The 26975-nt window shown below is 67.4% G+C and carries 29 protein-coding genes; 15 read left to right on the top strand and 14 right to left on the bottom strand.

The features are described from left to right. Positions 1–67 precede the first annotated feature (67 nt). From CBR61_RS15330 to CBR61_RS15320, 3 genes are all read right to left on the bottom strand, one after another. A complete protein-coding gene (locus CBR61_RS15330; RefSeq protein ID WP_088915158.1) occupies positions 68–1378 on the bottom strand; it encodes a UDP-glucose dehydrogenase family protein in 1311 nt (436 codons plus the stop codon). A 54-nt stretch (positions 1379–1432) separates the two neighbouring features. Continuing rightward, positions 1433–2239, bottom strand: a complete 807-nt coding sequence (locus tag CBR61_RS15325; protein ID WP_172835981.1) for a metallophosphoesterase family protein — start codon at positions 2237–2239, stop codon at positions 1433–1435. A gap of 178 nt (positions 2240–2417) precedes the next feature. Further along, a complete protein-coding gene (locus tag CBR61_RS15320) occupies positions 2418–3170 on the bottom strand; it encodes an SIMPL domain-containing protein (RefSeq protein WP_088915157.1) in 753 nt (250 codons plus the stop codon). A 76-nt stretch (positions 3171–3246) separates the two neighbouring features. Between CBR61_RS15320 and CBR61_RS15315 the strand changes: the two genes are divergently transcribed. Continuing rightward, on the top strand, positions 3247–3684 hold the full coding sequence (locus CBR61_RS15315; RefSeq protein ID WP_088915662.1) for a VOC family protein: 438 nt from the start codon (positions 3247–3249) through the stop codon (positions 3682–3684). Positions 3685–3786: 102 nt separating this feature from the next. Further along, positions 3787–4818 (top strand): IS110 family transposase, encoded by a 1032-nt coding sequence (locus tag CBR61_RS15310; RefSeq protein WP_067406434.1) that lies wholly within the window; start codon positions 3787–3789, stop codon positions 4816–4818. A gap of 485 nt (positions 4819–5303) precedes the next feature. On the opposite strand, the gene CBR61_RS15305 is transcribed toward CBR61_RS15310, so the two are convergent. Next, positions 5304–6383, bottom strand: a complete 1080-nt coding sequence (locus CBR61_RS15305; protein ID WP_088915661.1) for an IS110 family transposase — start codon at positions 6381–6383, stop codon at positions 5304–5306. 277 nt (positions 6384–6660) lie between these two features. Here CBR61_RS15305 and CBR61_RS15300 point away from each other — a divergent pair, with 277 nt between their 5' ends. After that, positions 6661–7227, top strand: coding sequence for a glycosyltransferase (locus CBR61_RS15300; RefSeq protein WP_233996759.1), 567 nt, complete (start codon positions 6661–6663; stop codon positions 7225–7227). 58 nt (positions 7228–7285) lie between these two features. On the opposite strand, the gene CBR61_RS15295 is transcribed toward CBR61_RS15300, so the two are convergent. Beyond that, on the bottom strand, positions 7286–7765 hold the full coding sequence (locus CBR61_RS15295) for a hypothetical protein (protein WP_157696634.1): 480 nt from the start codon (positions 7763–7765) through the stop codon (positions 7286–7288). Positions 7766–8410: 645 nt separating this feature from the next. Between CBR61_RS15295 and CBR61_RS15290 the strand changes: the two genes are divergently transcribed. The 5 genes from CBR61_RS15290 (at position 8411) to CBR61_RS15270 (ending at position 13497) form a co-directional block, all read left to right on the top strand. Continuing rightward, positions 8411–8827 (top strand): hypothetical protein, encoded by a 417-nt coding sequence (locus CBR61_RS15290; protein WP_088915154.1) that lies wholly within the window; start codon positions 8411–8413, stop codon positions 8825–8827. 35 nt (positions 8828–8862) lie between these two features. Then, complete coding sequence (locus CBR61_RS15285) at positions 8863–9024, top strand: hypothetical protein (protein ID WP_157696633.1); 162 nt, start codon at positions 8863–8865, stop codon at positions 9022–9024. Positions 9025–10009: 985 nt separating this feature from the next. Further along, on the top strand, positions 10010–10927 hold the full coding sequence (locus CBR61_RS15280; protein ID WP_088915152.1) for a sulfite exporter TauE/SafE family protein: 918 nt from the start codon (positions 10010–10012) through the stop codon (positions 10925–10927). A 23-nt stretch (positions 10928–10950) separates the two neighbouring features. Beyond that, positions 10951–11706: a TIGR02186 family protein gene (locus CBR61_RS15275; protein WP_420705708.1), complete on the top strand. Its 756-nt coding sequence runs from the start codon at positions 10951–10953 to the stop codon at positions 11704–11706. Positions 11707–11799: 93 nt separating this feature from the next. Then, complete coding sequence (locus CBR61_RS15270) at positions 11800–13497, top strand: ATP-binding protein (RefSeq protein ID WP_088915150.1); 1698 nt, start codon at positions 11800–11802, stop codon at positions 13495–13497. 117 nt (positions 13498–13614) lie between these two features. Here CBR61_RS15270 and CBR61_RS15265 read toward each other — a convergent pair whose 3' ends face one another. The 3 genes from CBR61_RS15265 to CBR61_RS15255 form a co-directional block, all read right to left on the bottom strand. Next, positions 13615–14349 (bottom strand): 7-carboxy-7-deazaguanine synthase QueE, encoded by a 735-nt coding sequence (locus CBR61_RS15265; RefSeq protein WP_088915149.1) that lies wholly within the window; start codon positions 14347–14349, stop codon positions 13615–13617. Between the two features lie 46 nt (positions 14350–14395). Continuing rightward, positions 14396–15022 carry a class I SAM-dependent methyltransferase gene (locus tag CBR61_RS15260; protein WP_088915148.1) on the bottom strand — a complete coding sequence of 209 codons (627 nt, stop codon included), beginning with the start codon at positions 15020–15022 and terminating at the stop codon, positions 14396–14398. Between the two features lie 111 nt (positions 15023–15133). Further along, the gene (locus CBR61_RS15255; protein ID WP_420705671.1) at positions 15134–17962 is read right to left on the bottom strand and encodes a valine--tRNA ligase; all 2829 of its coding nucleotides are present in this window, start codon (positions 17960–17962) and stop codon (positions 15134–15136) included. Between the two features lie 95 nt (positions 17963–18057). Between CBR61_RS15255 and CBR61_RS15250 the strand changes: the two genes are divergently transcribed. From CBR61_RS15250 to CBR61_RS15235, 4 genes are read left to right on the top strand one after another with little or no spacing between them, the layout of a single operon-like run. Further along, on the top strand, positions 18058–19170 hold the full coding sequence (locus CBR61_RS15250; protein ID WP_088915147.1) for an ABC transporter permease: 1113 nt from the start codon (positions 18058–18060) through the stop codon (positions 19168–19170). A 4-nt stretch (positions 19171–19174) separates the two neighbouring features. Then, on the top strand, positions 19175–19984 hold the full coding sequence (locus CBR61_RS15245) for an ABC transporter ATP-binding protein (protein ID WP_088915146.1): 810 nt from the start codon (positions 19175–19177) through the stop codon (positions 19982–19984). A 50-nt stretch (positions 19985–20034) separates the two neighbouring features. Then, positions 20035–20985 carry an MlaD family protein gene (locus CBR61_RS15240; RefSeq protein ID WP_088915145.1) on the top strand — a complete coding sequence of 317 codons (951 nt, stop codon included), beginning with the start codon at positions 20035–20037 and terminating at the stop codon, positions 20983–20985. A 27-nt stretch (positions 20986–21012) separates the two neighbouring features. After that, positions 21013–21615: an ABC-type transport auxiliary lipoprotein family protein gene (locus CBR61_RS15235; protein WP_088915144.1), complete on the top strand. Its 603-nt coding sequence runs from the start codon at positions 21013–21015 to the stop codon at positions 21613–21615. Here the strand turns inward: CBR61_RS15235 and CBR61_RS15230 are convergent. Genes CBR61_RS15230 through crcB form a run of 6 tightly spaced genes read right to left on the bottom strand, consistent with a single transcriptional unit; the run spans position 21612 to position 25443 of the window. Beyond that, positions 21612–22316 carry an ATP12 family chaperone protein gene (locus CBR61_RS15230; RefSeq protein ID WP_088915659.1) on the bottom strand — a complete coding sequence of 235 codons (705 nt, stop codon included), beginning with the start codon at positions 22314–22316 and terminating at the stop codon, positions 21612–21614. The genes CBR61_RS15235 and CBR61_RS15230 overlap by 4 nt on opposite strands. Continuing rightward, positions 22316–22555, bottom strand: coding sequence for a hypothetical protein (locus tag CBR61_RS15225; RefSeq protein ID WP_088915143.1), 240 nt, complete (start codon positions 22553–22555; stop codon positions 22316–22318). Before CBR61_RS15225 ends, CBR61_RS15230 begins: the two co-directional genes overlap by 1 nt. Beyond that, on the bottom strand, positions 22552–23226 hold the full coding sequence (locus CBR61_RS15220) for an HAD-IA family hydrolase (RefSeq protein ID WP_088915142.1): 675 nt from the start codon (positions 23224–23226) through the stop codon (positions 22552–22554). The genes CBR61_RS15225 and CBR61_RS15220 overlap by 4 nt, the downstream gene beginning before the upstream one ends. Then, a complete protein-coding gene (locus CBR61_RS15215; RefSeq protein ID WP_088915141.1) occupies positions 23223–23822 on the bottom strand; it encodes an FMN-binding negative transcriptional regulator in 600 nt (199 codons plus the stop codon). The genes CBR61_RS15220 and CBR61_RS15215 overlap by 4 nt, the downstream gene beginning before the upstream one ends. After that, positions 23822–25033: an RluA family pseudouridine synthase gene (locus CBR61_RS15210; RefSeq protein WP_088915140.1), complete on the bottom strand. Its 1212-nt coding sequence runs from the start codon at positions 25031–25033 to the stop codon at positions 23822–23824. The genes CBR61_RS15215 and CBR61_RS15210 overlap by 1 nt, the downstream gene beginning before the upstream one ends. After that, complete coding sequence (gene crcB / locus CBR61_RS15205; protein ID WP_088915139.1) at positions 25030–25443, bottom strand: fluoride efflux transporter CrcB; 414 nt, start codon at positions 25441–25443, stop codon at positions 25030–25032. Before crcB ends, CBR61_RS15210 begins: the two co-directional genes overlap by 4 nt. Before the next feature lie 220 nt (positions 25444–25663). On the opposite strand from crcB, the gene rpsU reads away from it, so the two are divergent. The 3 genes from rpsU (at position 25664) to gatC (ending at position 26925) form a co-directional block, all read left to right on the top strand. Continuing rightward, the gene (rpsU, locus tag CBR61_RS15200; protein ID WP_017664771.1) at positions 25664–25870 is read left to right on the top strand and encodes a 30S ribosomal protein S21; all 207 of its coding nucleotides are present in this window, start codon (positions 25664–25666) and stop codon (positions 25868–25870) included. Positions 25871–26008: 138 nt separating this feature from the next. Further along, on the top strand, positions 26009–26608 hold the full coding sequence (locus CBR61_RS15195) for an FKBP-type peptidyl-prolyl cis-trans isomerase (protein ID WP_088915138.1): 600 nt from the start codon (positions 26009–26011) through the stop codon (positions 26606–26608). Between the two features lie 14 nt (positions 26609–26622). Beyond that, positions 26623–26925 (top strand): Asp-tRNA(Asn)/Glu-tRNA(Gln) amidotransferase subunit GatC, encoded by a 303-nt coding sequence (gatC, locus tag CBR61_RS15190; RefSeq protein WP_088915137.1) that lies wholly within the window; start codon positions 26623–26625, stop codon positions 26923–26925. The last annotated feature ends 50 nt before the right edge of the window (positions 26926–26975 follow it).

Here is a 26975-nt window from a genome sequence, read left to right as displayed (position 1 = left end):
AGGCGCCCTGAGCGCAGCGAAGGAATAGCGCCGAGGATGTGCCCACGGAGGCGGGCACGCAGACAAACTACCCCCGGCCTACGCTCACATAGGTGAAGCCGGCGGCGCGCATGTCCTCGGGCTTGTAGATGTTCCTGAGGTCCACCAGCACCGGCGCCTTGGCGATCTGCTTGATGCGGCGGAAATCGAGCGCGCGGAAAGCGTCCCATTCGGTCACGATCACCACCACGTCGGCGCCCTCGATCGCCTCGTAGGGGTTGCCGCACATCGTCACCTTGGGGAGCAGCGGGCGGGCCTGTTCCATCCCCTCCGGGTCGTAGGCGGCCACCGCCACCCCCGCGTCCATCAGCGTCTGCGCCACCGCAATCGCCGGGCTGTCGCGCATGTCGTCGGTGTTGGGCTTGAAGGTCAGGCCGAGCAGCGCCGCCTTCTTGCCGCGCGCTTCCTCGAGCCCGCCCAGCGCATCGACGACCTTGCGGCCCATCGCGCGCTTGCGGGTGTCGTTGACCTTGACCACGGCCTCCACGATCCGCGTCGGGCTGTCGTAATCCTCGGCGGTCTTGAGCAGGGCGAGCGTGTCCTTGGGGAAGCAGCTCCCGCCATAGCCGGGGCCGGCGTGTAGGAACTTGGAGCCGATGCGGTTGTCCATCCCGATCCCGCGGGAGACGTCCTGCACATTCGCGCCGACCTTCTCACACAGGTCCGCCATCTCGTTAATGAAGGTGATCTTCGTTGCGAGGAATGCGTTCGCCGCATACTTGATCAGCTCGCTTGTGCGGCGCGAGGTGAACAGAATCGGGCTTTCGTTGAGGAACAGCGGGCGGTAGACCTCGCGCATCACCTCGCGGCCGAAATCGTCCTCGGCGCCGATGACGATGCGGTCCGGGCGCTTGAAATCGCCGATCGCCGCGCCCTCGCGCAGGAATTCGGGGTTGGAAACGACCGCAACCTTGTGTGCCGTGCCGGTCTCGCGGATGATCCGCTCCACCTCGTCGCCGGTGCCGACCGGGACGGTCGACTTGGTCACGACCACCGCATCGCCCGACAGCTTCTCGCCCACTTCGCGCGCGACCTCGTAGACGAAGGTGAGGTCGGCATGGCCGTCACCCCGGCGGCTGGGCGTGCCAACCGCGATGAAGATCGCGTCGGCCCCGGCAATGCCTTCGCCCAGATCGGTGGTGAAGCTGAGGCGCCCGGCCTTCACGTTGCTTTCGACCAGTGCATCGAGGCCCGGCTCGTAGATCGGCATGATCCCGGCGTGCAACCGGTCGATCTTGCCCTGATCCTTGTCGATGCAGACCACGTCGTGCCCGAAATCGGCAAAACACGCGCCCGACACGAGCCCGACATAGCCCGAACCCACCATCGCAATCTTCATTTCCGGCTTTCCCTGATACGCTGTCTGTGAACCGGCTCGCGCGCCGCACCGCGATTAATGCGGGCGCTCGCCATGGAAAATCGCGATGGATCCTGCTTCGTCCGTGCAGGCCTGGAGGATCCGCCGCTGGTCGCCCTCAAGCACGAGGGCTGTAAGCACACCGGAGCGGAAAGCGCCAGTGTCGATGCCGATGCGGTTGCCGCAGTCCATCACCTGGTCGAAGATCGTGTGCCCGTGGACCACCACCTTCTCGAGCGGACCTTCATGGTTGAGGAAACGCTCGCGGATCCAGAGGAGGTCGCTGCGCTTCTGTTCGGCCAGCGGGCGCGTTGGGTCGATCCCGGCATGGACGAAGACATAGTCGCCTGCCCGGATCATCGTCTCGAAGGAGGCGATGTAATCGCGCGTCTCCTGCGAAACGACCTGCGGCAGGCGCTCGAAAATTTCCTCGAGCTCGAGCTTGGCCAGCTGCTTGCTGGAAAAGCCGTAGCTCAGCACCGTCTCGTGCCCGCCGTGCTTGAGGAAGTGGCGCAGCGCTTCGGGCTTGGTGAAGGCGGCGAGGAACATCTCCTCGTGATTGCCGGCGAGAATGCGCACCTTGCGGGTCTGTTGCCAGGCGCGGGCGCGCTCGACCACGCCTGCGCTGTCCGGCCCGCGGTCGACGAGGTCGCCGAGCAGGATGATGCGGTGGTCGAGCCCCGGCGCAGCGACGATCTCCTCCTCGATCGCGGCGATCATCGCGTTGAACAGATCAAGCCGCCCGTGGATGTCGCCGACCGCGTAATAGCGCGTGCCCGCCGGCACTTCCGGCAGCTTGGCCGGCGGCGGGGGACGGAAAAACTCGCGCAGTTTCTGAAGCATGATCGATCAGGCTGTCCGGTTGTGCGACCCCGGCCGGTTCTGCCGGGGGGCGGGGAAGCGCGCGCCGCTTCGGCAGAGGGGCGCGCATACTCCGCACGACGCGGGTGCGCAACTGGCCCTCCGGCGTGCGCGATGGACGGTGCGAAATTGGCGTCCAACAGTCATCGCACGCCAGGCGTCAATCGAGCGTGAAACTGACCGTCGTGACAACCCGCACCTTCTTGTAGGGGCTGTCTGCCGAACCCCAGCCGCCCGCCTCGCCGTCGCGCGCCTCGATTGCGAAATAGCCCTGCGTGGCGTCGCGGATCTTGCCGACGCCCGAATCCGAATCCTTGGCGAACTGCTCGGCGGCAGCGCGCGCGTCGCGGGTGGCGGCGGCGACCATCTCGGGCTTGATGTCGTTCAATTTGGTGAAGGTGTAGGCCATGCCCGAGCCTTCCTCGAGGAACACCCCGCGCTCGACCAGATCGAACTGGCGGGCAACCGCCTTCTGCGCGCGGGCGATGTCGGTGGTGCGCAGCGCAAGGCGCTGGCGGACGGTGTAGGTGGTGATCCCTTCGCTGGTGTAGCTGGTGACGTTGGCCCCGGTCGGCTGGAGCGCATCGGCGGGGAAGCCGAGCTCCCGGAAGAAGGCCTCGATGCTGGCGGTGTCGCGCCGCACCTTGTCCTGCGCCTCGGCGAGGCTGGTGGAGGTGGCGGAGTAGGAGATCGTCCAGGTCGCGAGATCGGCGGTCACGTCGCGTTCGGCCAGCCCGCGCACGGTGACTGCGCGCTCGGCATCCTTGGCGCGCAGCAGCCCGTCGCCCAGCAGGTATCCGCCCGCGACCATTCCGACCGCGAGGATAGCCGCCGTGCCGAACCAGCGCTGGTTGGCCGGCCAGCCAAGGGCACCGCCTGGCGCAGTCGCAGGTTGCATCTCGTCACCGCTCATCCCATTGTCCCCCGTTCGAGTTGGTGCAGCGAGTTGTGCGCCAGCGTCGATGAACCGTTTTTGGATGGAAAGCCCGATGGTCAAGTATCTGCACAGCATGATCCGCGTCGCCGATTCGGAGGCAACGGTCGCCTTCTTCAAGCTCATCGGGCTGGAGGAGGTGCGCCGCTTTGACAGCGAGCAGGGGCGCTTCACGCTGATCTTCCTCGCTGCACCGGGGCAGGAGGGCCTCGCCGAGGTCGAACTCACCTACAACTGGCCCCCTGCCGATGGCAGCGCGCCCGAGGAATACACCGGCGGGCGCAATTTCGGCCACCTCGCCTACCGTGTCGCCAATGTCTACGAGACCTGCCAGCGGCTGATGGACGCCGGCCACACGATCCATCGCCCCCCGCGCGACGGTCACATGGCTTTCGTCAAGTCACCTGACGGCATTTCGATCGAACTGCTCCAGGAAGGCTATCTCGAACCGGCCGAGCCGTGGACCAGCATGCCCAATGTCGGCAGCTGGTAGGCGTCATCTGTGGACCTCGGGTAATCGCGGCATCGAGTCGGATTACCGCTAGTGTTGCGATCCGGGCTTTTTGCCCGGTGGTGAGCAACATTGGAGGTTCCGATGCCGCATTCTGTAGGATTGGACGTTTCGCAGAAGTCGACCGCCATTTGCGTGGTGAACGCTGAAGGCAGGCGCATCTGGAGGGGCGATTGCCCGACGCAGCCGGACAAGATCGCTGCGCTGGTTTCGAGGCACGCCGGGTCTGATGCGAAGGTGGGTGTGGAGACCGGTGCGATGACGCCCTGGCTCGTGCATGGCCTGCAAGCCGCGGGTCTCCGGGTCGAGTGCCTTGATGCGCGCCGAGTGAAGTCAGCGCTGCAGATGCGCTTGAACAAGACAGACCACAACGATGCCGAAGGCCTGGCGCAGGTGGTGCGAACGGGCTGGTATCGGGCGGTGCACGTCAAGTCACTCGAGGCTCATCAGGCTCGATCGTTGCTCGGCGCCAGAGCGCAACTGGTCGGGATGCGAACGCGGCTTGCCAACATGATACGCGGCGTTCTGAAGACCTTCGGCATCTTGCCCGGGAGTGAGCGAGGCATGCGGTTCGATCGGCGCGTTGAACGCGCCATGGTAGATTCTCCCGATGTAGCGGCGATCGTGCATCCGTTGCTTGTGACGTGGAGGCATATACGTGAGCAGATTGCCGGCTTCGACGTCGCGATCCAGCGCCGCGTCAAGGCAGACCCGACCTGCCGACTGCTGATGAGCGTTCCGGGCATCGGGCCCCTGTCGGCGCTCGCCTTCGTCAGCACCATCGAAGACCCGGCACGGTTCTCGCGTTCTCGGGCTGTCGGTGCTCACCTCGGACTGACGCCCAGACGTTACCAGTCGGGAGAGATCGACCGCAGTGGGCGGATCTCCGGCTGCGGCGATGCTCTGGCGCGAACGCTCATGTATGAGGCAGCGGTCGTGATCCTGCACCGGGTCAAGCGATCGTTGCCGTTGAAGGACTGGGCACTGGCGATCGCCGAGCGCTCGGGGTCAGGCAAGGCGCGCATAGCTCTCGCACGCAAGCTATCGGTGATCCTGCACAGCATTTGGCGATCGGGCGAGCCGTTCCGCTGGGCACCTGAGACCGCCGCGCAGTAGTTTATCAGATCATCCCACCAGACGGATGAACTCGTCGCCTCGGGCGAGGTGCGGGTGACTGCGCGCTAGGGGCCATGGGCATGTCTTGTGATGTCAGCCCGTTGTGGACCTTGCAGCACTCGCGCTTTTCCAACCGGACCAGATGTTGCGGCGGCTCTTGCCGACCGCGGAGAGAACCATGACCCGGAAAGCGACGAAGAAGCAGGCTTGACGAGGGAGGCGCGATTAGAGAACGCCTCTTTGGATGCAAGCGGTAATTTCGGATATTTTGGCACGTAGTCGGATGCTGTCATCTGTCCGGCCTCGATGAGCAGCGCCATAGCTGCGGGCCAGTATGGGAGTTCGCGGATCGGATTCATTTCAGCTTTGCGCGCTTGGCTAGCGCTCAGACGTTCCCTGGTTCTTCCGACCCCGTCTCGCCGACTGTTGTGCCATACCCTCCTTCGACCGCCTACATCCCCGACGCCTCTGACCGCTTTCTCAGCTTACGCCGAGACCGCGGCCGGAGCTCTGTAATCTTCTCTCTTGGTCAGCAGCGCCCAGACCATCCGTGCCATCTTGTTGGCGAGCGCGACCGAGACGAGTATTCGCGGCTTCCTCGCCAGCATCCGCTCCAGCCATGAGCCACCCGGAGCGCCGCGCCTGCTGGCCTGCAGCACCACCGAGCTTGCCCCCATGATGAGCAGCCGCCTGATGGTCCGCTCGCCCATCTTGGTGATGCTGCCGAGCCGCTGCTTGCCGCCGGTTGAGTGCTGGCGCGGCGCAAGGCCAAGCCATGCAGCGAAGTCGCGGCCTTTGCGGAACGTCTCGATCGGCGGCGCCAAGGCGATGATGGCAGTGGCTGCGATCGGACCGATGCCGGGGATCGCCATCAACCGCCGGGCAGCCTCGTCTTCCTTGGCCCGCCGCGCGATCTCGCGGTCGAGCGTGGCGATCTGCTCGTCGAGCTCAGCCAGCAGGTCGATCATCAGCTTGAACATCGGCCGCGCAGCTTCCGGCAAGCTTGATGCCATGTCGCCGTCTTCCAGAAGATCCGCCAGCATCGCCATGGACGCGGTGCCTCGCGGCGCGACCCAGCCATACTCGGCGAGGTGCCCACGGATCGCATTGATCAGCTGGGTGCGCTGGCGCACCACCAGATCGCGGGTGCGGAACACGAGGCCTGCAGCCTGCTGCTCCTCGGTCTTTACCGCAACGAAGCGCATGCCGGGGCGCTGTGCTGCCTCGCAGATCGCCTCGGCATCGACCGCATCATTCTTGTTCCGCTTCACGAACGGCTTCACGTAAGCTGGCGGGATCAGCCGGACATCATGCCCCAATGCCTGCAGCTGGCGTGCCCAGTGATGCGCGCCGCCGCAGGCTTCGAGTGCCACCGTGCACGGCGGCTGACCGGCGAAGAACTCGAGCAACTTGCCCCTGGTCAGCTTGCGACTGAACACCATCGCGCCGCGCTCATCAGCGCCGTGCGCATGAAAAACGTTCTTTGCGATATCCAGACCAATCGTGATAACCTTCGAGACGGACGCCTCCCTCAGAGGTGTTACAACACCTCCACTATGGCACATCGATGCCGTCGGGGGCGTCCACCCCATCAGCTTTACTGGGCGCCCGCAATTAAAACGATTTAAACCACTAAAAGAATCAAGAGTATTGGACTAAACGCCGTGTGAACGTAGGTTGACGCCTTACCTGGGGAAAGGGGTCGCCTAGTCCATCACAGAGCCTGGTCTGTGGCAGGGGCTTGCCCTGCTGCAGCACGAACTTCTGCTTTTCGCAGGCCTGTTCTTCCTGATCGGGGCGCTCGACGATCTGGCGGTCGATGCCGCTTACCTCTGGCTCAGAATGACGGTACGTGCGGTGACGCCGCGCCGCAGTCACGGGGCGTTGCTGCGCCGCCCGCTGTCGGGGCCGGTCGCGGTGCTGATCCCGGCCTGGCAGGAATCCGCGGTGATCGGCCAGACCATCCGCCATCTGCTCGAAACTTGGCCGCAGCCCGAGCTGCGCCTCTTCGTCGGCTGCTACCGCAACGATCCCGCCACACTCGGCGCGGCGATCGCCGGCGCGCGCGGCGACGTGCGCCTGCGGCTCGTGATCCACGGGCATGACGGGCCGACCACCAAGGCCGATTGCCTCAACCGCCTTCACGCCGCGATGGCGCTCGACGAGGCGCGCAGCGGCCGCAGCTTCGCGATGGTCGTCTTGCACGATGCCGAGGACATGGTCGACCCCGGCGCGCTCGGCCTGCTTGACGAGAGCGTGGCGGCGGGCGCGGATCTCGTGCAGCTCCCGGTCGAGCCGCTGGTGCCGCGCCATCGCCCGTGGCTCGCGCGGCACATCGGCGCGCATTACTGCGAAGAATTCGCCGAAGCGCCGCGATCTGCTTACCAGCCAGACCGCCCGTCACAATGATGGAGGCAGCTCCGCCCAAGTAACGGGAGTGGACATCCTGTCTCCTCCGCCAAACACGCTATGGCTGCATCGCAGGCGCTGAATCGGTGGCCACATCGATGAGATACCGACGCATCGTGGAGTGTCCTTGTGCAGACAAGGCAACGCCGATTTCCGGAACGTGTTCACTGTGATTGACAATCCTGACGATGCCTTCTTCGACAAGGACGTTCAGCCATCGCAGCGCTGTGCTCGGCGAGCAGTTCGCCGCGCCGGACAGCTCGCCGAGAGATGCGGAGCGAGCTTCGGCATCACCGATGAACAGGCACAGCAGGATGTCCCAACATAGATCGGTGAACATCGCTCTATTCGAGAAGTAGCTGAACCGCTTCTGCCGCTGCGCCTGTAGCATTTTGGCCGCCTCGAGGCAGGCGTCGTCGGCGTAGCTAGAATCGTTTACGGCCGCGTAGGAGCCAGAGCTTTGTGCTGCCCGGTGCAGATCGTTGATCATACCTGCAGAGAGATCATGATTTTCGGATGCCCTTTCCTGGTGTCCCATGCTAGGTCTCCCCCATTTTGAGCACCAAGTTCGTAGCGTGAACCTCCCCCTGTGCAATACTAAAGTATGATAGGAAAACACGACTCGACGCGTTTTCGCTCGTTGTCGCGGAACGGTTGCCTCCGCAAAGCGTTGGCAGCGACTAATCTTAGGGATCTGAGGGATCAGGATCTATGGGACGGGGCACCAACGACAATGGCGATTGCCGGCGCTTGCAGAAGATCGAAGCGGTGCTCCGCGAGCAGCTCGCTGCCCTCGACACGTGCGGAAGTTCCATAGCGGGCGCTCATCTCTCTCTGGCTCTCGAGGCCGTCAAGGAGGATCTGACCAACCGCTGCGGGACGCTGCCTGACGCGCGCTCGACGTCTCCAGGTCGTGTTACGCGCAAAATCTTCAGATTAAACTGACGACTGATCCTACGCAGCCAAAAACTCGGCTACCGCTCTCGGTGCGGTAATGGCGAGTGCGATGAGGCGCATGGAAAGGCGCTGGTGGTGCGCGATGCCCTGGGCGCGGCGATGACGGGCGGCTGATCGCCACCCGCGCCTTCTTTCCCCACTGCTTCGACACCGTGGTGCGGCAAAAGAGCCGCTGGGTGCTCGGCATCGCCTTGCAGGGCTGGGACTGCGTCGGCTGAGATGGGGGGTGAGCGAATACTGGATGCGCGCGCGAGACCGGCGCGGGCCGATGACGGCGCTGGTGCTGCTGGTGGGCTATGCGATGGTGGTGCTCACCGGCGCGATGGGGCTGATGGTGGTGACGGGCCTTGCCGAGCCGCTGCCGCTGATCCCGCTGCTGGCGACGGTGCTGGTCGCCAACGGGCTCGCCTTCGGCTGGCGGCTCGCGATGCGCTTTGCCTTCACCGCGCGCGAATACGGGTTCGGCGAGGGGCTGCGGGCGGTGCTGCGCCTGCCGCTCGTCAACGTCATTTCGATCATCGCCGGGCGGCGCGCGGTGATGGCCTACATCCGCACGCTGCGCGGAGCGGCGGCGGCCTCGGACAAAACCGAGCACGACTATCACCCGACCGAGGCGCGGCTGATCGGCCCGGTCCGTCGATGACCGGGGGCGGCCCGCCGCGCTCCGGGCCGCTGGTGATGCTCACGCTGCTGATCGGCGGCTGGGGCGCGGCGCGCGTGATGTGGTGGGAGCACCCCTTCGTGCCGGACGCAGGCGCGGTTGCCATCCCGGTCGCGAGGCGGCGCCCTGCGGCGGCATGGGACGGCTTGGTGTCGCCCCTGACGTCGCGGGAGACCTAGACCGGCATCCCGGGAGCCGGAGACCCGCCCCGCGAGCGGCGGGAGCCCCGCGCCGTCGCCGCGCCCGCGCACTCCACCCCGCGCGCACCCGCTGCCGCCGGGGGCCCGCCAAACGCCGCGGCGGCAGGCCTGCGACCGCCCGGATCCGCCCCGCTGCCCGCGCCTGCATCCGCGCCCTTTCTTCCCCCGCCCGCGCGCCGAGGCGCCGTCGCCGCCCCACCGCCGCAAGGCCGGGACGCTGGTCGCTCGATGCCTGAACCTTCTGGCGGCAGGGCTCCGACGCGGCTCCGGTCAGCCAGGGGCGCGTGCCGATCTACCGTGCGAGCCAGACGGGCGCGGTGCTGCAATACCGCCTCGCCCCATCCAGCCCGCGCGACCCGCGCCTACCGCACGCGGGTGCGGCGGGGGGAGAGCGAAGTCGCGGCCGGCGCCTCGCTTCGCCCGCGGCCGCGCGTGCCGGTACGGGTGGCGGGCGAGCTGCGCTACACCGACTCCGCCTTTTTCGAGGATCTGCGCCGGCCGCCTATGCCGTGACCGAGTTCCCCCCGCTGCCCCTGCCGCTCGGCGCGCGGCTCGAGGCCTGCGGGCAGGTGGGCTGGGTCGGCGGTCGGGGCGCGACCCCATTGCCGACGGCTTCGCCGCCATCACCCGCGAGGTGCCCAAGACGGCGCGGCTCGGCGACACGGCCCTGCGCGTCAGCCTCGGCCTTGCCGCATGGGGCGGGGCGCAGCGCGATGCGGAGCGGCTCGACATGGGCCCGACCCCCAGGCTCGACAACCGCATCGGCGAGGTGCCGGCGCGCCTCACGGTCGACTGGCGCGCGCGGGTGGCAGGGGATGCCTCCCCCGGGTCGGGCGTCGCAGCGACGCTTTCGGCGGGTTTCCGAAGGCCGGGCGGCCGGTCTTCAACAAGACGTCGGCGCGATCATGGAACAAGTGCCCGGCGCGGCTTTCAACGCCCCGCGGCCTCGGCTAGCCTGCCGCGCATGGACGTCTACCTGCCCATCGCGAATCTGTCGGTCAACGGGCTCTACATCGTCCTTCTGGGCGGGCTGACGGGCATCCTGTCGGGGCTGTTCGGCGTGGGCGGCGGGTTCCTGACGACCCCGCTGCTGATCTTCTACGGCATCCCGCCCACGGTCGCCGCCGCCTCTGCCGCCACGCAGGTGACGGGCGCGAGCGTTTCGGGCGTGCTCGCCCATTCGCGGCGCAAGGGGGTGGACTACCGCATGGGTGCGGTGATGGTCGGCGGCGGGATGATCGGCGCGCTGATCGGCGCGGCGCTGTTCAGCGCGCTTCAGGCGGTCGGCCAGATCGATGTGGTGATCTCGATCCTCTACGTGGTGATGCTCGGCTCGATCGGGACGCTGATGATGCGCGAGGCGATCGAGGCGCTGCGCCCCGGCCTGTTCGGCAAGAGCGGGCCGCAGGTCAGAAAGCGCCGCCACCATCCGCTCGTCGCCAGCCTGCCCTACCGCTGGCGCTTCTACGCCTCGGGGCTCTATATCTCGCCGCTCGCGCCGATGATCCTCGGCATGGCGGTGGGCGTGCTGACCATGCTGATGGGGGTGGGCGGCGGGTTCCTCCTCGTGCCGGCGATGCTCTACATCCTCGGCATGAGCGGCAACGTGGTGGTCGGCACCTCACTGTTCCAGATCCTGTTCGTGACGATGGTGACGACCATGACCCACGCGCTCACGACCAAGGCGGTCGATCTGGTGCTGGCGGCGCTGCTGCTGCTGGGATCGGTGCTGGGAGCGCAGTTCGGAACGCAGATCGCCCTCAAGGCGCGGCCCGAATACCTGCGCCTCGCTCTCGCCGCGCTGGTGCTCGTGATCGCGCTCCGGATGCTCTACGGCCTCGGCGTCCAGCCCGACGAGATCTACACCGTGGTGCCGCTTTGAGGCTCGCCGGGCGACTCGCCTGCCTGCTGCTCGTGTGGGGGGCGCTGACAGCCACCCCCGCGCTCGCCCAGCGCGAACCCGTCCTCGTGCCCGCCGTCAGCCAGTCGCGGATCGAGGTGCGGCAGGGCTTCACCGGGGCGCGGCTGCTGCTCTACGGCGCGGTGATCGACCCCGAGGGCACGGGCGGGCGCGGCACCGATTACGATATCGTGGTGGTGCTCAAGGGCCCGACCGAGCCGGTGCGGATCCGCGAGAAGGAGCGCATCGCCGGCATCTGGATGAACGCCGGATCGAGCGACTTCCGCTCCGCCCCGGCCTTCTTTGCGGTCGCCTCCTCGCGCCCCGTAGCCGATATCGTCGACGAGCGGACGGCGGCCATCTACGAACTAGGCACGGACTTCATCCAGCTCTCCCCCTCGGGCCAGATCGATCCCGAGGAACAGGCCCGTTTCGCGCAGGGGCTGGTTGCGCTGCGCCGCGGGCAGGGGCTCTATCAGGAGAACCCGCGCGGGGTGCGGATCGCCGAGAAAGTGCTCTACCAGGCGCGCATCGACCTGCCCTCCAACGTCACCACCGGGCGTTACACCGCCGAGACCTTCGCCATCGCCCGCGGCCGGGTGCTGGCGAGCGCGACCGCGCGGATCGAGGTGGTCAAGGCAGGCCTCGAGGGGCAGGTGGTCACCGCCGCCCAGCGATGGTCGTTCTTCTACGGCCTCGGCGCGATCGCGCTCTCGCTCGGCATGGGCTGGCTCGCCGGACGGCTGTTCGCGCGGGCCTGAAGCCCGCGGCCCGAAAAGGTTTGCGTTGACGCGATCTTAACCTCGTCGGCCCTATTTCCCCATGGCTTAGGGCCGCGCGAGGGAAGGGCGCCAATGACCGATCACCCGAGACAGGATTTCGAGCGTTTCACCGGGCCCGACCCGGTCGGCGCCGAGGAAGTGGCGACCGTCTATGCCCGCGGCACGCACGAGAATTCGCGCCTGCCGATCGGCGTGGTGCTGGAAATCTCGGGCTCGGGCTCGCAGATCGCGCTCGACCTGCAACGCATCAACGAATGCATGAAGGACGCCGATCCTTCGGTGCAGATGGCAGGGCAGGTCGGCAGCCAGATCAAGATCCGCGTCGGCGATGCCTGGCTGCTCGCCAACGTCCGCGACCAACGCAAGGACCGCCGCACCGAAGGCGGGATCATCTCCCATATCGACTTTCTCGGCGAGAGCGGCGAGGAGAAGCTGACGGGCCGCATCCACGGCTTCAAGCGCGGCGTCACCCGCTATCCGATCCCCGGCGCGATGATCTATCCCGCTACCACCCGCGACCTCGAACAGATCTACGCCAGCGACGGCCGGGCCAGCATCACCATCGGCAAGGTTTTCCCCACCAAGGACATCCGTGCCGGCCTCTACATCGACGCCATGCTCGGCAAGCACTTTGCGCTGCTCGGCTCGACCGGTACCGGCAAGTCGACCAGCGCCGCGCTGATCCTCCACCGCATCTGCGAGGCCGCGCCCAAGGGTCACATCGTGATGATCGACCCGCACGGCGAATATTCCGCCGCCTTCCGCACCACGGGGCAGATCCTCGACGTCTCGAACCTGCAGATGCCCTACTGGCTGATGAACTTCGAGGAACATTGCGAGGTTCTGCTCACCAGCAGCGGCAACGAACGCCAGGTCGATGCCGACATTCTCGCCAAGTGCCTGCTGGGCGCGCGTCAGAAGAACCGGCTGGCCCAGACGATGGGCAAGATCACGGTGGATTCGCCCATCCCCTATCTGCTGTCGGACTTCGGCAACATACTCCAGGACGAGATGGGCAAGCTCGACAAGGCAACCTCGAGCGCGCCCTACATGCGCATCAAGGGCAAGCTCGACGAGATCAAGGCCGATCCGCGCTACCAGTTCATGTTCTCGGGAATGCTGGTCGGCGACACGATGGCCGACTTCATCGGCAAGATCTTCCGCATGCCGGGCAACGGCAAGCCAATCTCGATCATCGACGTCTCGGGCGTGCCGTCCGACATCACCTCGACCGTGGTCGCGGTGCTGAGCCGGCTCGTGTTCGACTTCGCAATCTGGGGCCGCGAGGAAAAGACCCGGCCCGTGCTGCTGGTGTGCGAGGAAGCCCACCGCTACGTGCCCAACGAGAAGAACGCCGATGGCTCGTCGGTGGGCAAGATCCTGAGCCGCATCGCCAAGGAAGGCCGCAAGTACGGCATTTCGCTCGGCCTCATCACCCAGCGCCCCTCGGACCTTGCCGAAGGCGTGCTGTCGCAGTGCGGCACGATCATCTCAATGCGCCTCAACAACGACCGCGACCAGGCCTTCGTCAAGGCGGCCATGCCCGAAGGGGCGCGCGGGTTCCTCGATTCGATCCCGGCGCTGCGCAACCGCGAATGCATCATCTGCGGCGAGGGCGTAGCGATCCCGATCCGCGTCTGCTTCGACGCGCTCGAGGAACACAAGCGCCCGGCCTCGGAAGACCCGAGCTTCGTCGAACTGTGGAACACGGACGGCGGCGAGGAAGAACTGGTCGAGCGCGTGGTGATGCGCTGGCGGAGCCAAGGATAGAAGTTCGGCTTCGTCATCGCGAGCGAAGCGAAGCAATCCGTGAACAGAGCTAGCGGAGGACGCGGCGGCACACCATGGATTGTCGCGTCGCCTTCGGCTCCTCGCAATGACGAGAAGCTACGTACCCCGCGTATCCCCATAGAGATGGATGTGCATCCGGTCGCTCATCCGGAAGCCGTGCTTCAGGCACAGCTCAGACAGCCACACCTGCCGCGCGCGCAGGGTCGCGCTGTCGGTGCCTTCGGCCATCAGGAATACCCGCTCGGGGCGGAAGCGGTGGCGGCCGTGGAGCGCCAGCACCTCGTCCACATCCTCGGGTGAGGCCACCACGAACTTGAGGAAGGCGCGCGGGTCGCTCGCCCATGCGTCGAGCCGTTCGGGGATCAGCGCGCGGTCGGCCGGGTTGCCACTGTGCGCGAGCTTGGGGCTGACATTGTACTGATCGACCCGGACATCGAGCCGCACGAGGGGCGCGACGGTGCCGTTGGTCTCGATCTCGACCGCGATGTCGGGCAGATGCCCCAGCATCTCGGCGAGCGCAGGAGCCTGAAGCAATGGCTCGCCGCCGGTGATGACGAGGCGCTTCTGGCCCAGCGCCGCGATCCGCTCCGCCGTGTCGGCCGGCGAGAGCGTCACCTGATTGGCCTTGCGCTTGAAGGCAATGCCGTCACGGTGGGGCCGGTTGTCGCCCTCGAACCGCCACGTATAGGCCGTGTCGCACCACTGGCAGGCAAGATTGCAACGCGACAGGCGCACGAAGGCGACCGGCATTCCGGCGGAAGGCCCTTCGCCCTGAAGCGAGGCGAAGATCTCGGGCCCGCCGGTGTCGTCGGTGGCGAGGGTGAGGTTCATGGCGCGCCTATGCCACGAATGCGGCCCCTCGCAAATGCAACCTGCCTTAGGCCACCTTCCAGCCCCAGGTCAGCAGGCAGGGCGGGACGTTCAGGAGCGCAAGGCCCGTATCCACCGTTCCGAAACGCTGCGCTGTCAGTCGGCGTGCGGTCGCGCGGAACTGGTAGGTGAGGAAGGCCCCGCCTTCGCGCAGCATCCGGTAGGAGGCATCGACGATCTGTCGGCCCTGTTCGTCCGGCAAGGCGGAAAAGGGCAGACCCGACAGGATGTAGTCGGCCTTCTCGTGCCCGGCCGCACGGATGAAGACATCGACATCGGCGGCCGAGCCGAGCACCGCCTGGAACCGCTTGTCGTCGATCGATTGCTCGAGGAAGTCGATGAAGCGGGGATTGGTGTCGATCGCGAGGTACGTCCCCTCGGGGTGCAGCCGCTCGAGAATGGCAGCCGAGAAGGTGCCGACGCCCGGGCCATATTCGACGAAAAGGCGGCAGCTGTCCCAGTCGAGCCGTTCGAGCAGGGCATTGATCGTGCTGCGCGAGGACGGGACGATCGAGGCCACCATGCGCGGGTGATCGAGGAACCCCCGGAAGAAGACGGCAGCGGCACGGGCGAAGCCGGTGGCCGCCTTGCGTGATCTGCGGGAGGCGGTTGCGGCATTGGCGGGGTGGTTCATCGATCAGACCTTAGGGACTTCGCTTCTTTCGGCAATGTTCCGGAAGGGCAGGTCGGCAACCGCTCGCGGCCCCGGAGCCACGCTTCGCCGCTTCGCCCCTCCGTGCAGAGCCTAGCCGAGCCGCGCCAGCGCCGCCGTCAGCCGCTCGACCTCACCCGCGTGGTGGGCGAGATCGGCGCGGGCCTTCTCGACCGCTTCGGGCTTGGCCTTCTCGGCAAAGGCGGGGTTGGCGAGGCGGCCTTCGAGGCTCTTGGCTTCCTTGGTGCTGGTCGCCAGCGCCTTTTCGAGCCGGGCTTTCTCCGCCGCGATGTCGACGATCCCTTCGAGCGGGATGACGAATACGTCCTCGCCCGCGGTCACCTGCATCGCCGGGCCTGCGGGTGCCTTGCCGATGGTGACAGGGGTGAGCCGCGCGAGGCGTTCGATCGCGGCGCTGGAGCGCTCGATGGTGCGCGCGGCAACGTCAGACGGGGCCGCCAGCCACGCCGCCAGCTTTGCGCCGGGCGCGATGCCGAGTTCGTTCTTCGCGCTGCGGGTGTTGGTGGTGAGGTCGATCACCCAGTCGATGGCGTCGGTCGCTTCCTTGCTGACCTCGGCTTCCGGGTTCGGCCACTGCGCGAGGATCAGCTCGTAGGGACGCTCACCCAGCTTGTGCCACAGCTCTTCGGTGATGAAGGGCATGAAGGGGTGGAGCATGACGAGGATCTGGTCGAGCGCCCAGCCGGCAACGGCGCGGGTCTCGACCGCGGGCGGGCTGTCGGCGTCACCGGCGAAGACCGGCTTGATCAGCTCCAGATACCAGTCGCAGAACTTCGACCAGGTGAACTGGTAGATCGCGTTCGCGGCCGCGTCGAAGCGCAGGTCCGCCATCGCCTTGTCGATCTCGGCAACGCATTGCTGCACCTCGCCGATGATCCACTGGTTGGCCGCAAGCCGCGCAATCGGGGCCTTGATCGTGTCCGACGCGCCAATCCCGTTCGACTGGCAGAAGCGCGCGGCGTTCCACAGCTTCGTGGCGAAGTTGCGGTATCCCTCCACCCGCTTCTCGTCCATCTTGATGTCGCGGCCCTGGCTTTCCATCGCCGCCATGAAGAAGCGCAGCGCATCCGCACCGTACTGGTCGATCAGGCCGAGCGGATCGACGACGTTGCCCTTGGACTTCGACATCTTCGCCCCGTCCGCGGCGCGCACGAGGCCGTGGAGGTAGAGCCTGTCCCAGGGCTTCTGGCCCATGTTGTAGAAGCCCATCATCATCATCCGCGCATCCCAGAAGAACAGGATGTCGAAGCCGGAGATGAGGAGGCTGTTGGGGAAGTGCTTTTGCAAAAGACCCGTTCGGGCTGAGCTTGTCGAAGCCCCGTCCTTCACTTCCGAAGAGAAGTGCGGCCCTTCGACAGGCTCAGGGCGAACGGAGGTGGTTTCATCCGGCCACCCCAGCGTGGCGAAAGGCCACAGGGCGGAGGAGAACCACGTGTCGAGCACGTCCTCGTCCTGCGTCAGGGCAACGCCCTCTCCCGCCATCGCCTGCGCGGCCTCGGCGGTTTCCGCCACGAAGCAGCGGCCATCGTCCGCAAACCACGCCGGAATGCGGTGCCCCCACCACAGCTGGCGCGAGACGCACCACGGCTGGATGTTCTCCATCCAGTTGAAGAAGGTCTTTTCCCAGGTCTTGGGCACGATCTGGATGTCGCCCGAACGCACGGCTTCGATCGGCTTCTTCGCCAGTTCCGCGGCGTTCACATACCACTGGTCGGTCAGCCACGGCTCGATCACCACGCCGCCGCGGTCGCCGAAGGGGGTGGCGATCTGGCGCGGTTCGGCGTCGTGTTCGATCTCGTTGCCGTCCTTGTCCTTGGTCACGTGCGGGATGAGCAGCCCGAGCTCCTTCATCCGCTTGACGACCAACTCGCGGGCGCCGTCCGCGCCGTCGCGGCGGAAGCGGTGGAGGCCGAGGAACTCCTCCGGCACCAGCCCGTCCGCCGTCTGGCACACGTTCGCCTCGGCATCGAGCATGTTGAGCATCTCGCCCGCAGCGAAGCCTGCGCGCTTGCCGACCTCGAAGTCGTTGAAATCATGCCCCGGCGTGATCTTGACGCAGCCGCTCCCCAGTTCGGGATCGGCGTGTTCGTCGGCGATCACGGGGATGCGGCGGCCGGTGATCGGCAGGATCACGTGCTTGCCGACCACGCTGGCATAGCGTTCGTCCGCCGGGTTCACCGCTACGGCCATATCCGCGAGCATGGTTTCGGGACGGGTGGTGGCGACTTCGAGATAGTCGCGGCCATCCGGCAGGGTCACACCGTCCGCGAGCGGATATTTGAGGTGCCAGAAGCTCCCCGCAATCGTCTGCGTCTCGACTTCGAGATCGGAAATCGCGGTCTTGAGCTTGGGATCCCAGTTCACCAGCCGCTTGTCGCGGTAGATCAACCCGTCGTTGTAGAGATCGACGAAGGTCTTGATCACCGCCTTGGTGAAGTGCGGGTCCATCGTGAACTGCTCGCGGCTCCAGTCCATCGAACAGCCGAGGCGGCGCAGCTGGTGGGTGATGGTGCCGCCGCTTTCGGCCTTCCACTCCCACACCTTCGCCACGAAATCCTCGCGCGAGTAGTTGGTGCGCTTGTCCTGCCGCGCCTCCATCTGGCGCTCGACCACCATCTGAGTCGCGATCCCGGCATGGTCGGTGCCGACCACCCACAAGGCGTCCTTGCCGCGTAGCCGTTCATACCGGATCACCACGTCCTGCAGCGTGTTGTCGAGCGCGTGGCCGATGTGGAGGCTCCCCGTCACGTTCGGCGGCGGGTTGACGATGGTGAAGGCCTCGGCGTCGGGGCGCTCCGGGCGGAAGCAGCCGTTCGCTTCCCAATGCTGATACCAGCGCGCCTCGATGTCGGCGGGGTCGAAAGTGGTGGGCAAAGTCTCGCTCATGATGCAGCGCGCCATGCCAGCACCTATGTTGCGATGCAATGATGCAAGGCACCCGCGCTTCGCCGCGAGAGCCTTGCGAGGCGGGAAAATTCGCCCCATAGCCTAGGCCGATGCAGAGCGCCGCCCAACATTCGCTGGAGGAAGCAGGCGCGGATGGCACCCGGCTGGTGCTTTCGGGGCAGCTCATCCTTTCCAAAATCGGCCCGCTCGAACGCGAGCTCAAGCACATCGCCGGCCCGGTCGGCAGCGTCGATCTGGCGGGGGTGGACGAAATCGACACCGTCGGCGCCTGGGTGGTGTGCCGCTTCGCGCGCGAGCACGGCAGCGAGATCACCGGCGCCAGCCCCGAGGCCCAGCGCCTGCTGGCGGCGATGCGCGACATCGACGCCGGCGGCCACATCCATGCTCACCGCCTGCCGGTGTGGGAGCGCGTGCCGCTGGCGGTGGGCGAGAAGGTGTTCGGCGCGCGCGGCGGCATCTACGGCGTGGTCGGCTTCTTCGGGCAGATCCTGATCGGCATCGCCAGCCTGCTGCGCCATCCCACCCGCTTCCCGATCCGCGCGCTGGTGCACCAGATGGAGCTGGTGGGCGTATCGGCCCTGCCGATCATCGGGCTGATGAGCTTTCTCATCGGCATCGTCATCGCCCAGCAGGGCTCGGTGCAGCTCGAACAGTTCGGGGCCGAGGCGCTGACGGTGAACCTCGTCGGGCGCATCACCCTGCGCGAACTGGGCGTGCTGATGACCGCGATCATGGTGGCGGGCCGATCTGGCAGCGCCTTCGCCGCACAGCTCGGCACGATGAAGCTGACCGAGGAGATCGACGCGATGCGCACCATCGGCATCTCGCCGATCGAGGTGCTGGTGATCCCCCGGATCGTCGCGGCGACCTTCATGATGATCCTGCTCGGATTCTTCGCCGCGCTGATGGCGATCATCGGCGGGGCGGTGGTCGGGCAGTTCGCGCTCGGCATCCCGTTCTTCACCTTCCTGCTGCGCATCCAGGAGGTGGTCCCCACGCACGACCTGTGGGTGGGCCTGATCAAGGCGCCGGTGTTCGGCCTGATCGTCGCGCTCGCCGGGTGCTATCACGGGATGCAGGTGCACGGGAATTCCGAGGAAGTCGGCCGCCGCACCACGATGGCGGTGGTCTCGGCGATCTTCGCGGTGATCGTGCTCGATGCCTTCTTCGCGGTGTTCTTCACCGAGATCGGATGGGGATGAGGCGATGAAGATGAACGCGCATCCCGATGACGGCCAGCCGGTGATCGTGGTCGAGGGTCTGGTCAACCGGTTCGGCGACTTCGCCGTTCACGACGGGCTCGACCTGACGGTGCGGCGGGGCGAGATCCTCGGTATGGTCGGCGGGTCGGGCACGGGCAAGTCGGTGCTGATGCGCTCGATCATCGGGCTCCAGTCCCCCGCCAAGGGGCGGATCCGGGTGCTCGGCCACAACCTGTGCGGCGAGGATGCCGAGAACGACCTTGCCGTGCGCAGCCGCTGGGGGGTGCTGTTCCAGGGCGGCGCGCTGTTCTCGACCCTGACGGTGGGCGAGAACGTCGAGGTGCCGATCAAGCAGTTCTTCCCCGATCTCGATCCCGCCTTCCGCGCCGAGATCGCGCGCTACAAGGTGATGCTCACCGGCCTGCCCGAGGATGCGGTGCAGAAATATCCCAGCGAATTGTCGGGCGGGATGAAGAAGCGCGCCGGGCTCGCGCGGGCGCTGGCGCTCGATCCGGAGCTGCTGTTCCTCGACGAGCCCACCGCCGGGCTCGACCCGATCGGCGCGGCCAAGTTCGACCGGCTGACCCGCGAATTGCAGGAAACGCTGGGCCTTACGGTGTTTCTCATAACCCATGATCTCGATACGCTCTACGAGATCTGCGACCGCGTGGCGGTGATCGCCGACAAGAAGATCATCGCGGTCGGCACCATCCCCGAACTGATCGCGACGGGGCATCCGTGGATCGAGGAATATTTCAACGGCCCGCGCGGCCGCAGCGCCCATGACGCCCACCTCAGGGGTGAGCCGGCATGAGCGAGAGAATATTGGACAAGCCGCCCGCACGGGCCGCATAGGGAACGCGCATGGAAACCAGAGCCAATCATCTGTGGGTCGGTGCGGTGACGCTGGTGCTGCTGGCGGCGCTGGCGGCGTTCATCGTCTGGATCGCGCGGCTCAACGAGGGCGCGCAGGACGAATACGACATCTTCTACAACCAGTCGGTCTCGGGTCTCGCGCAGGGCAGCCAGGTTACCTTCGCGGGCGTGCCAGTCGGCCAGGTGACCGAGATCGCGCTCGCCAAGGACAATCCCGAATTCGTGCGGGTGCGCGTCAAGGTGAAGGACGACGTGCCGATCCTAGTGGGCACCCAGGCGACCATCCAGGCGAGCTTCACGGGCGTGTCGACGATCCTCCTTGACGGTGCGCGCAAGGACAACCCGCCGATCACCTGCGAGACCACGGCCTGCCCCGAAGGCCGCCCGGTGATCCCCCCGGGGCGCGGCGGCTTCGGCGAAATCGTCGCCAACGCGCCGCTGCTGCTGGAGCGGCTGGCGACGCTTACCGAACAGTTGAACCAGATCCTCGGGCCGGAGAACCAGGAGGAGCTGGCGGGCATCCTCAGGAACTCCAACCGCCTGACGGGCGGGCTCGCCGACGCGACCCCCGAACTGACCCAGAACCTCAAGGAATTCCGCACCACGATGCAGGAATTCAACCAGACCCTCGATGCGGTCGAGAAGCTGGCGCTGAGCACCGACGGTCTCCTCAACAAGCAGGGCGAGCCGCTGGCGCAGGAACTGCGCGCGACGCTCAAGAGCGCCAATGCCGCGCTCGCCTCGCTCGCTGCCACGCTCGAGGACACGCGCCCGGCCGCGCGCCAGCTGCGTACCACCACGCTGCCCAACGCCGAAGCCACGCTTGAGGACCTGCGCGCCACGAGCCGCGCGCTGCGCTCGGTCACCGAGAAGCTCGAAAGCGAGGGCGCGGGCGCGCTGGTGGGCGGCAAGTCGCTGCCCGATTACAAGCCCGAATGATCCGGCCCGCGTAGAAGGACCCATGCCATGACCCTCCGCCTCAGGCCCCTCCTTGTCGCCGCGCCGCTCCTGCTGGCGCTCCCCGGCTGCATCAGCCTGGGCGGCGAGCCGCCCGAGAGCCTGCTGACCCTGAGCGCCGAAGCGCGCGCCCCGGCAGGCCCCGGAGCCGGCGGGGGCGGCAGCGAACAGCCGGTGATCGCGGTGCTGAGTTTCGACACCCCCGCCAAGCTCGACGTGCTGCGCGTGCCGGTGGCGGTGTCGAACACCGAACTGGCCTATCTTCAGGAAGCCTTCTGGGTCGAAAAGCCCGCGCGCCTGTTCCGGCGGCTGGTGGGCGAGACGATCCGCGCGCGCGGCGGCGCCATGGTGGTCGACGGTGACGACACCGCAACCCTCGCCACGGTGACGATGCGCGGGACGCTGATCGACATGGGCTACGAAGTCGCGACGAGGTCGGCGGTGGTGCGCTTCGATGCGGTGCGGATCGACCGCGAGGGCAAGGTCACGACCCGCCGCTTCGAGGCGCGCGAGGAAGGCATCCCGGCAGAGGCCCGCGCGGTCGGCGCAGGGCTCAACACGGCGGCGAACCGGGTGGCGGCGGATGTCGCCGCGTGGGTGACGGGGGGCTAGGCGCCCCGCGCCAGCCGCGCGAAAGCACAGGCGCGCAGGAAATCCGCCTCACGCCGCGCCCGGCGCTCCTCGGCCTCCTCGTCGCGGCCCCATAGTTCCGCCTGCCATTCCTCCTCCAGACACACCGCCCGCCACAGCGCGAGCGGCTCGTCCTCATGCGCCGCATCGAGTGCGGCGAGGGCGGTGACGAGCGAGGCGGCGAGCTTCGTCATCGCCTCCACCCCGGCGAGAGTGAAGGGATCGAGCGAGAGCAGCCGCGCCTTCAGCACGGCGAGCGTCTCGGGCGGTTGCGGGCGGTGGAGCACGCCGCTCACCCTTGTGAAGGTGATGCCATGCGCGGCCTCGAAGGCGGCGAGCAGCGGCTCCCATTCGGCCTGCTGGCGCGCATGGAGCGGCTCGTCCGGGTCGGCGCGGTAGCACAGGGTGTCGGTCTCGGCATAGGCGAGGAGACCCTGCGCCACGGCGGCCGGATCGGCGGCGACCACGTCGATCGCGTAATCGGCCATGTCGCGAAGAGGGAGGCTGGCGGGATCGATCCGCTCGCCCTGCCGCGCCCATTCCGCCGCCAGCGCCTCGCCGAGCGCCTCGGTCGGCACGATCTGGGGCGCGCCGCCCACGGTCTTCACCCCGCGCGCGTCGAGCATGACCTGCGACCCGCCCGGTTGCTGCGCGAGCGTGACATCCTTGTAGAAGCGCCGGATCATCTCTCGCGTCCGTCTCCGGCCTTGAAGCGGCGAGCGATGAAGCGCGGCAGGAAGAACATCTCGATGAAGCCCGCCACGGCGATCACCGCGCCCACCGCATAGGGCAGGTCGATGATGCCGCGCACGATGGCAAAGCCGAGCATCACCATTGCCACCCCGCCGAACCGGACGGCGGTGATGATGATGAAGCCGGTGCGCGCGCGTGCGTGCTCCAGTTCCCGCTGCGAACGGCTCATGGCAGGGTCTCCTCCAGTGCGACGGCAAGCGCGGCGGCGGTCTCGACCACCTGCGCAGCCCCGCTCGCGAGCAGTTCGGCAGCGCCGTGATAGCCCCAGCCAACCCCGATCGCGGCGACCCCGATGCTGCGCGCCATGACCATGTCGAAGCTGGTGTCGCCGATCATCACTGTCTCCTCGCGCGCCGCGCCGGCCTCGAACAGGGCGGCCTCGAGCATCGCCGGATGGGGCTTGGAGGGGTGGCGGTCGGCGGTCTGGAGCGAGATGAAGAGGTCGGCGATGCCGTGGCCCGCAAGGCAGGCGGCAAGCCCGCGGTCGGACTTGCCGGTGGCGACGGCGAGCTGCCAGCCGCCCGCGTGCAGATCGCGCAGCAGGTCGGCGATGCCCTCGTAGAGCGGTTCGTCGAGCAGGCCTTCCTCGCGCCGGGCGCGAAAGCTTGATCGGTAGAATTCGGTGACGGCGCGGTTCTCGTCCTCGCTCAGGGCCGGTGCGAGGGCGCGGACAGCGGCGGGCAGGCTCAGGCCGACGATGCGGCGCACGGCGTGATTGTCGGGCGCTTCAAGGCCGGCGCGAGTGAAGGCGCGCTCCATTGCCCAGCACACGTCCGCCTGCCCGTCGACCAGCGTGCCGTCGCAATCGAACACGGCCAAGCGCTTGGGGAGCCGGGTCATTCGGGCAGCTCCCGCACGAGATGGGCGAGGGCGGCATGGCCGGCAGCCTCCAGCCCCTCGGCGATCCGGGCGCGTTCATTTGCCGACTTGTTCTGCGAGAGCTTGAGTGTGGGGCGCCAGGCCAGCACCTCCATCTCGAAGCCTGTGATCCCCCGGAACAGGCCGGACCAGACCTTCTCGGACGATTCCTCCGCGCGCCACGGCTCGCCCTCCAGCCGCCCTTCGTGTTTGGCGATGGCGGCGTGAAGGAAAGCCTCCAGCCCCTCGTCCGCCATGCGCCGCACCCGGCCCTCGAGCTCGAGCGCGACGTAGTTCCAGGTCGGCACCGTGTCGCGGTTGTCGTACCAGCGGGGGGAGACATAGGCGTCGGGCCCGTTGACCACGATCAGTGCCGTTCCGCCGTCGAGGTGCCGCGTCAGGGCGTTGCCCCGGGCGAGGTGGAACTGCACTGCGCCGTCCGCGGTCGAGAGCAGCGGCGTGTGCGCCACGCGCGGCCCGTCGGGGGTCTGGGCGAAGACCATGCCGAAGCCGATCTCGGCGATTAGGCTTTCGAGGAGCGCATGGTCGTCGCTGCGGAAAAGCGGGTTTGGGTGCATCAGCGGCGCGGGCTCTTGCCGGGCCCCTTGGGCTTGGCCGGTCTGGCGGGCTTGCCCTTGCCCTTGCCCTTGGGCTTGGGTTTCGCCTTGGCGTTGGCGCTCCCGCGCGCACGGCGGGGGGCGCGCTCTTCCTTGCGCGCCTGCTTGAAGTGGCGGCGGGCGGCCTGCTTCTTTTCCTCAGGCGTCTTCTCGGGCACCTCCTCGCGCAAGGGGGCGGCATCGGAAAGGGCCGGGTCGAAGCCGAGCACCTCCATGCTGGCGGCGAAGTGCGGGGGTAGTTCGGCGGTGACGTCGAGCTTGCCGCCGCTGCCTTCACCCGCTTTGGGCTCGGTGATGATGAGGCGGCGGGCGTGGAGGTGCATCTTGCGGCTCACCGCGCCGGTCAGGAAGGCGTCCTGCCCGCCATACTTGCCATCGCCCACGATCGGGTGCCCGATCGCGGCCATGTGGACGCGCAGCTGGTGGGTGCGGCCGGTGAGCGGTTCGAGCTCGACCCACGCCGCGCGCTGGCCCGCCCGGTCGACCACGCGGTAACGGGTCTTGGCCGCCGCGCCGTTCTCCTCGTCGATATGCATCTTCTCGCCGCCCGTGCCCGGCTGCTTGCCGAGCGGGGCGTCGATCACGCCTTCGGCAAGCTGCGGCACGCCGACCACCAGCGCCCAGTAGACCTTGCGCGCCGAGCGGCTGGCGAACCGCTTGGAGAAGCTCGCGGCGCTGCCCGGGGTGCGGGCGATCAGGAGGACGCCCGAGGTGTCCTTGTCGAGCCGGTGGACGAGGCGCGGGCGCGGCGCGTTCCCTTCCACGAAGGCATCGAGCAGCCCGTCGACATGCTTGGTCGTCTTGCTCCCGCCCTGCGTGGCGAGGCCGGGAGGCTTGTTGAGGACGATCGCGGTGGGTGTCTCGCGGATCACCATCTCGCGCGCCTCGGCGATCTGTTCGGGGCTGAGCGGGCGGGCGCGGGGCTTGGCTGCCTCGCGCGCGGGTTCTTCCCCGCCCGGCGGCACGCGCAGGACCTGCCCTGCCGTGAGGCGATCCTCGGGCTTGGCGCGCTTGCCGTCGACCCGGATCTGCCCGGTCCGCGCCCAGCGCGACACCGTGGCGAAGCCGACCTGCGGCAGGTTGCGCTTGAACCAGCGGTCGAGCCGGATGCCGTCGTCGTCCGGGCCGACGGTGAACTGGCGGACGTTGTCGTTGGTGGGGGCAGCGGTCATCGGACGTTCTGCGCTGCGACGAGGCCGACGATCATCGCCGCCATTCCGGCGATAAGCGAGGCGGCGGCATAGCCTGCCGCAAGCCCGGCCTGTCCGCGATGGACCATGGTGACCAGCTCGGACGAAAAGGCGCTGAAGGTGGTGAAGCCGCCCAGCAGGCCGACACCCAGCAGCAGGCGCGCGACCTCGGCGGTTTGCTCGCCGGGAGCCGAGCGGGCGAACCACCCGACCAGCGCGCCCATCGCAAGGCTGCCGAGGATATTGACCGCCAGCGTCCCCCACGGGAAGGCGTTGCCCGCTCCGGCAAGATCGCGGACCCAGCGCCCCGCATGATAGCGCAGCACCGAGCCCGCCGCGCCGCCGGCGGCGACGAACAGGCTGGCCTTGAGAGGGGAGATGACACCGTCCATGGGGAGCCTTTAGCGGGCGACTGGCGCTCTGCCTAGCTCGGCTCGGCACGCGAATCCGTTCTGGCGGCTTGCCATTTTGCCGGTGTTGGACTATCGGGGCGCGGTTTGGAGGGCGGCTCCCCTTGGGAATCGTCCGCATTTCATTGGAAATTCACCGCGCAACCCCGCGCAGAATCACATGCGGGGCTCTGGGCGTTTGGACATGAGGTAGTCGTCGTTTATGCAAATCATGGTTCGCGATAACAATGTCGATCAGGCCCTGCGCGCGCTCAAGAAGAAGCTGCAGCGCGAAGGCGTTTATCGCGAAATGAAGCTGCGTCGCCACTACGAGAAGCCGTCGGAAAAGCGCGCCCGCGAAAAGGCCGCCGCCGTGCGCCGCGCTCGCAAGATGGAGCGCAAGCGGATGGAGCGCGACGGGAGCAAGTAATTCCCGTCGTCAGGCGCGCTTCGGCAACCGGAACCGCTTGAAACCCCCTTTCCGATCAGCCATCAGGGCGCGGCTTATCCCCGCGCCCTTTTGCCGTCGTCACGCGGCGCGAAGGTGCCGCTCATCAGGATCGTTACAATGACCGAGATTACGCGCGTTCCGATCAAGCCGCTCGCCAAGGGCTCGCTGACCAAGCTGTGGATCGGGGTGATCCTTGCGGTGCTGGTGGGCGCAGGCCTCGCTTGGGCCGCCGTGCCGCGCGGCCTCAACGTCGACACCGAGGTGGCGGGCACCGGCCCCAATCCCAAGGTCGGCGAGGTCGTGTGGGTCAAGTACAAGGGCAAGCTCGCCTCGGACGGCACGGTGTTCGACGAATCGCAGGACATCCCCCTCCCGGTGCAGGGCCTGTTCCCCGAGGGCACGCCCTTCCCGCTCGAGGACGGGGCGACCGTTCCGGGCTTCTTCCAGGGCCTCCAGCAGATGCAGAAGGGGGGCAAGTACACGCTCTTCATCCCCGCCGACCTGGCTTATGGCGCGACCCCGCCCCCGGGCGCCCCGATCCCGCCGAACGCCGACCTGATCTTCGAGATCGAGGTGATCGACATCATGAGCCGCGCGACCTTCGACCGCAATCTCCAGATCCTGCAGCAGACCATGCAGCAGCAGATGGGCGGCGCGGCTCCGGGCGGTCCGGGCGGGGCGCCGCAGGGTGCGCCCCAGGGCACTCCGGGCCAGTAAGGGCGGGGGCGCGCATGTCGGTCGACAAGGCAACCGTCGCCAAGATCGCCAGCCTCGCGCGCATCCGCATGGATGACGCGGCGCTCGAGCGGATGGTCCCGGAACTCAACGGCATCCTCCAGTGGGTCGAACAGCTCGGCGAGGTGGATGTCACGGGAATCGAGCCGATGGCGGCGGTGATCCCCAACACGCTGCGCCTGCGCGAGGACGTGGTCGATGCCGATCCGCTGACCGGCGGCGGCAAGCGCGACGACGTGCTCGCCAATGCGCCCGCGGCCGAGCACGGCTTTTTCGGGGTTCCGAAGGTGATCGAGTAGGGAAGGGGTTACGCCCATTTCCGTTCGGGCTGAGCTTGTCGAAGCCCCGC

Origin of the sequence: Porphyrobacter sp. CACIAM 03H1 (assembly GCF_002215495.1) — a bacterium.
Classification (GTDB): Bacteria; Pseudomonadota; Alphaproteobacteria; order Sphingomonadales; family Sphingomonadaceae; genus Erythrobacter.
The sequence above is the reverse complement of the archived record's forward strand: the minus strand, read 5'-3'. Positions and strand labels throughout refer to the sequence as shown.

Excerpts from the sequence above, each read along its gene's own strand:
- CBR61_RS15330 (WP_088915158.1), bottom strand. The coding sequence starts at position 1,378 with ATGAAGATTGCGATGGTGGGTTCGGGCTATGTCGGGCTCGTGTCGGGC.
- CBR61_RS15325 (WP_172835981.1), bottom strand. The coding sequence starts at position 2,239 with ATGCTTCAGAAACTGCGCGAGTTTTTCCGTCCCCCGCCGCCGGCCAAG.
- CBR61_RS15320 (WP_088915157.1), bottom strand. The coding sequence starts at position 3,170 with ATGAGCGGTGACGAGATGCAACCTGCGACTGCGCCAGGCGGTGCCCTT.
- CBR61_RS15315 (WP_088915662.1), top strand. The coding sequence starts at position 3,247 with ATGGTCAAGTATCTGCACAGCATGATCCGCGTCGCCGATTCGGAGGCA.
- CBR61_RS15310 (WP_067406434.1), top strand. The coding sequence starts at position 3,787 with ATGCCGCATTCTGTAGGATTGGACGTTTCGCAGAAGTCGACCGCCATT.
- CBR61_RS15305 (WP_088915661.1), bottom strand. The coding sequence starts at position 6,383 with ATGTGCCATAGTGGAGGTGTTGTAACACCTCTGAGGGAGGCGTCCGTC.
- CBR61_RS15300 (WP_233996759.1), top strand. The coding sequence starts at position 6,661 with ATGACGGTACGTGCGGTGACGCCGCGCCGCAGTCACGGGGCGTTGCTG.
- CBR61_RS15295 (WP_157696634.1), bottom strand. The coding sequence starts at position 7,765 with ATGGGACACCAGGAAAGGGCATCCGAAAATCATGATCTCTCTGCAGGT.
- CBR61_RS15285 (WP_157696633.1), top strand. The coding sequence starts at position 8,863 with ATGCTCACGCTGCTGATCGGCGGCTGGGGCGCGGCGCGCGTGATGTGG.
- CBR61_RS15280 (WP_088915152.1), top strand. The coding sequence starts at position 10,010 with ATGGACGTCTACCTGCCCATCGCGAATCTGTCGGTCAACGGGCTCTAC.
- CBR61_RS15270 (WP_088915150.1), top strand. The coding sequence starts at position 11,800 with ATGACCGATCACCCGAGACAGGATTTCGAGCGTTTCACCGGGCCCGAC.
- CBR61_RS15265 (WP_088915149.1), bottom strand. The coding sequence starts at position 14,349 with ATGAACCTCACCCTCGCCACCGACGACACCGGCGGGCCCGAGATCTTC.
- CBR61_RS15260 (WP_088915148.1), bottom strand. The coding sequence starts at position 15,022 with ATGAACCACCCCGCCAATGCCGCAACCGCCTCCCGCAGATCACGCAAG.
- CBR61_RS15255 (WP_420705671.1), bottom strand. The coding sequence starts at position 17,962 with ATGGCGCGCTGCATCATGAGCGAGACTTTGCCCACCACTTTCGACCCC.
- CBR61_RS15250 (WP_088915147.1), top strand. The coding sequence starts at position 18,058 with ATGCAGAGCGCCGCCCAACATTCGCTGGAGGAAGCAGGCGCGGATGGC.
- CBR61_RS15245 (WP_088915146.1), top strand. The coding sequence starts at position 19,175 with ATGAAGATGAACGCGCATCCCGATGACGGCCAGCCGGTGATCGTGGTC.
- CBR61_RS15240 (WP_088915145.1), top strand. The coding sequence starts at position 20,035 with ATGGAAACCAGAGCCAATCATCTGTGGGTCGGTGCGGTGACGCTGGTG.
- CBR61_RS15235 (WP_088915144.1), top strand. The coding sequence starts at position 21,013 with ATGACCCTCCGCCTCAGGCCCCTCCTTGTCGCCGCGCCGCTCCTGCTG.
- CBR61_RS15225 (WP_088915143.1), bottom strand. The coding sequence starts at position 22,555 with ATGAGCCGTTCGCAGCGGGAACTGGAGCACGCACGCGCGCGCACCGGC.
- CBR61_RS15220 (WP_088915142.1), bottom strand. The coding sequence starts at position 23,226 with ATGACCCGGCTCCCCAAGCGCTTGGCCGTGTTCGATTGCGACGGCACG.
- CBR61_RS15215 (WP_088915141.1), bottom strand. The coding sequence starts at position 23,822 with ATGCACCCAAACCCGCTTTTCCGCAGCGACGACCATGCGCTCCTCGAA.
- CBR61_RS15210 (WP_088915140.1), bottom strand. The coding sequence starts at position 25,033 with ATGACCGCTGCCCCCACCAACGACAACGTCCGCCAGTTCACCGTCGGC.
- crcB (WP_088915139.1), bottom strand. The coding sequence starts at position 25,443 with ATGGACGGTGTCATCTCCCCTCTCAAGGCCAGCCTGTTCGTCGCCGCC.
- rpsU (WP_017664771.1), top strand. The coding sequence starts at position 25,664 with ATGCAAATCATGGTTCGCGATAACAATGTCGATCAGGCCCTGCGCGCG.
- CBR61_RS15195 (WP_088915138.1), top strand. The coding sequence starts at position 26,009 with ATGACCGAGATTACGCGCGTTCCGATCAAGCCGCTCGCCAAGGGCTCG.
- gatC (WP_088915137.1), top strand. The coding sequence starts at position 26,623 with ATGTCGGTCGACAAGGCAACCGTCGCCAAGATCGCCAGCCTCGCGCGC.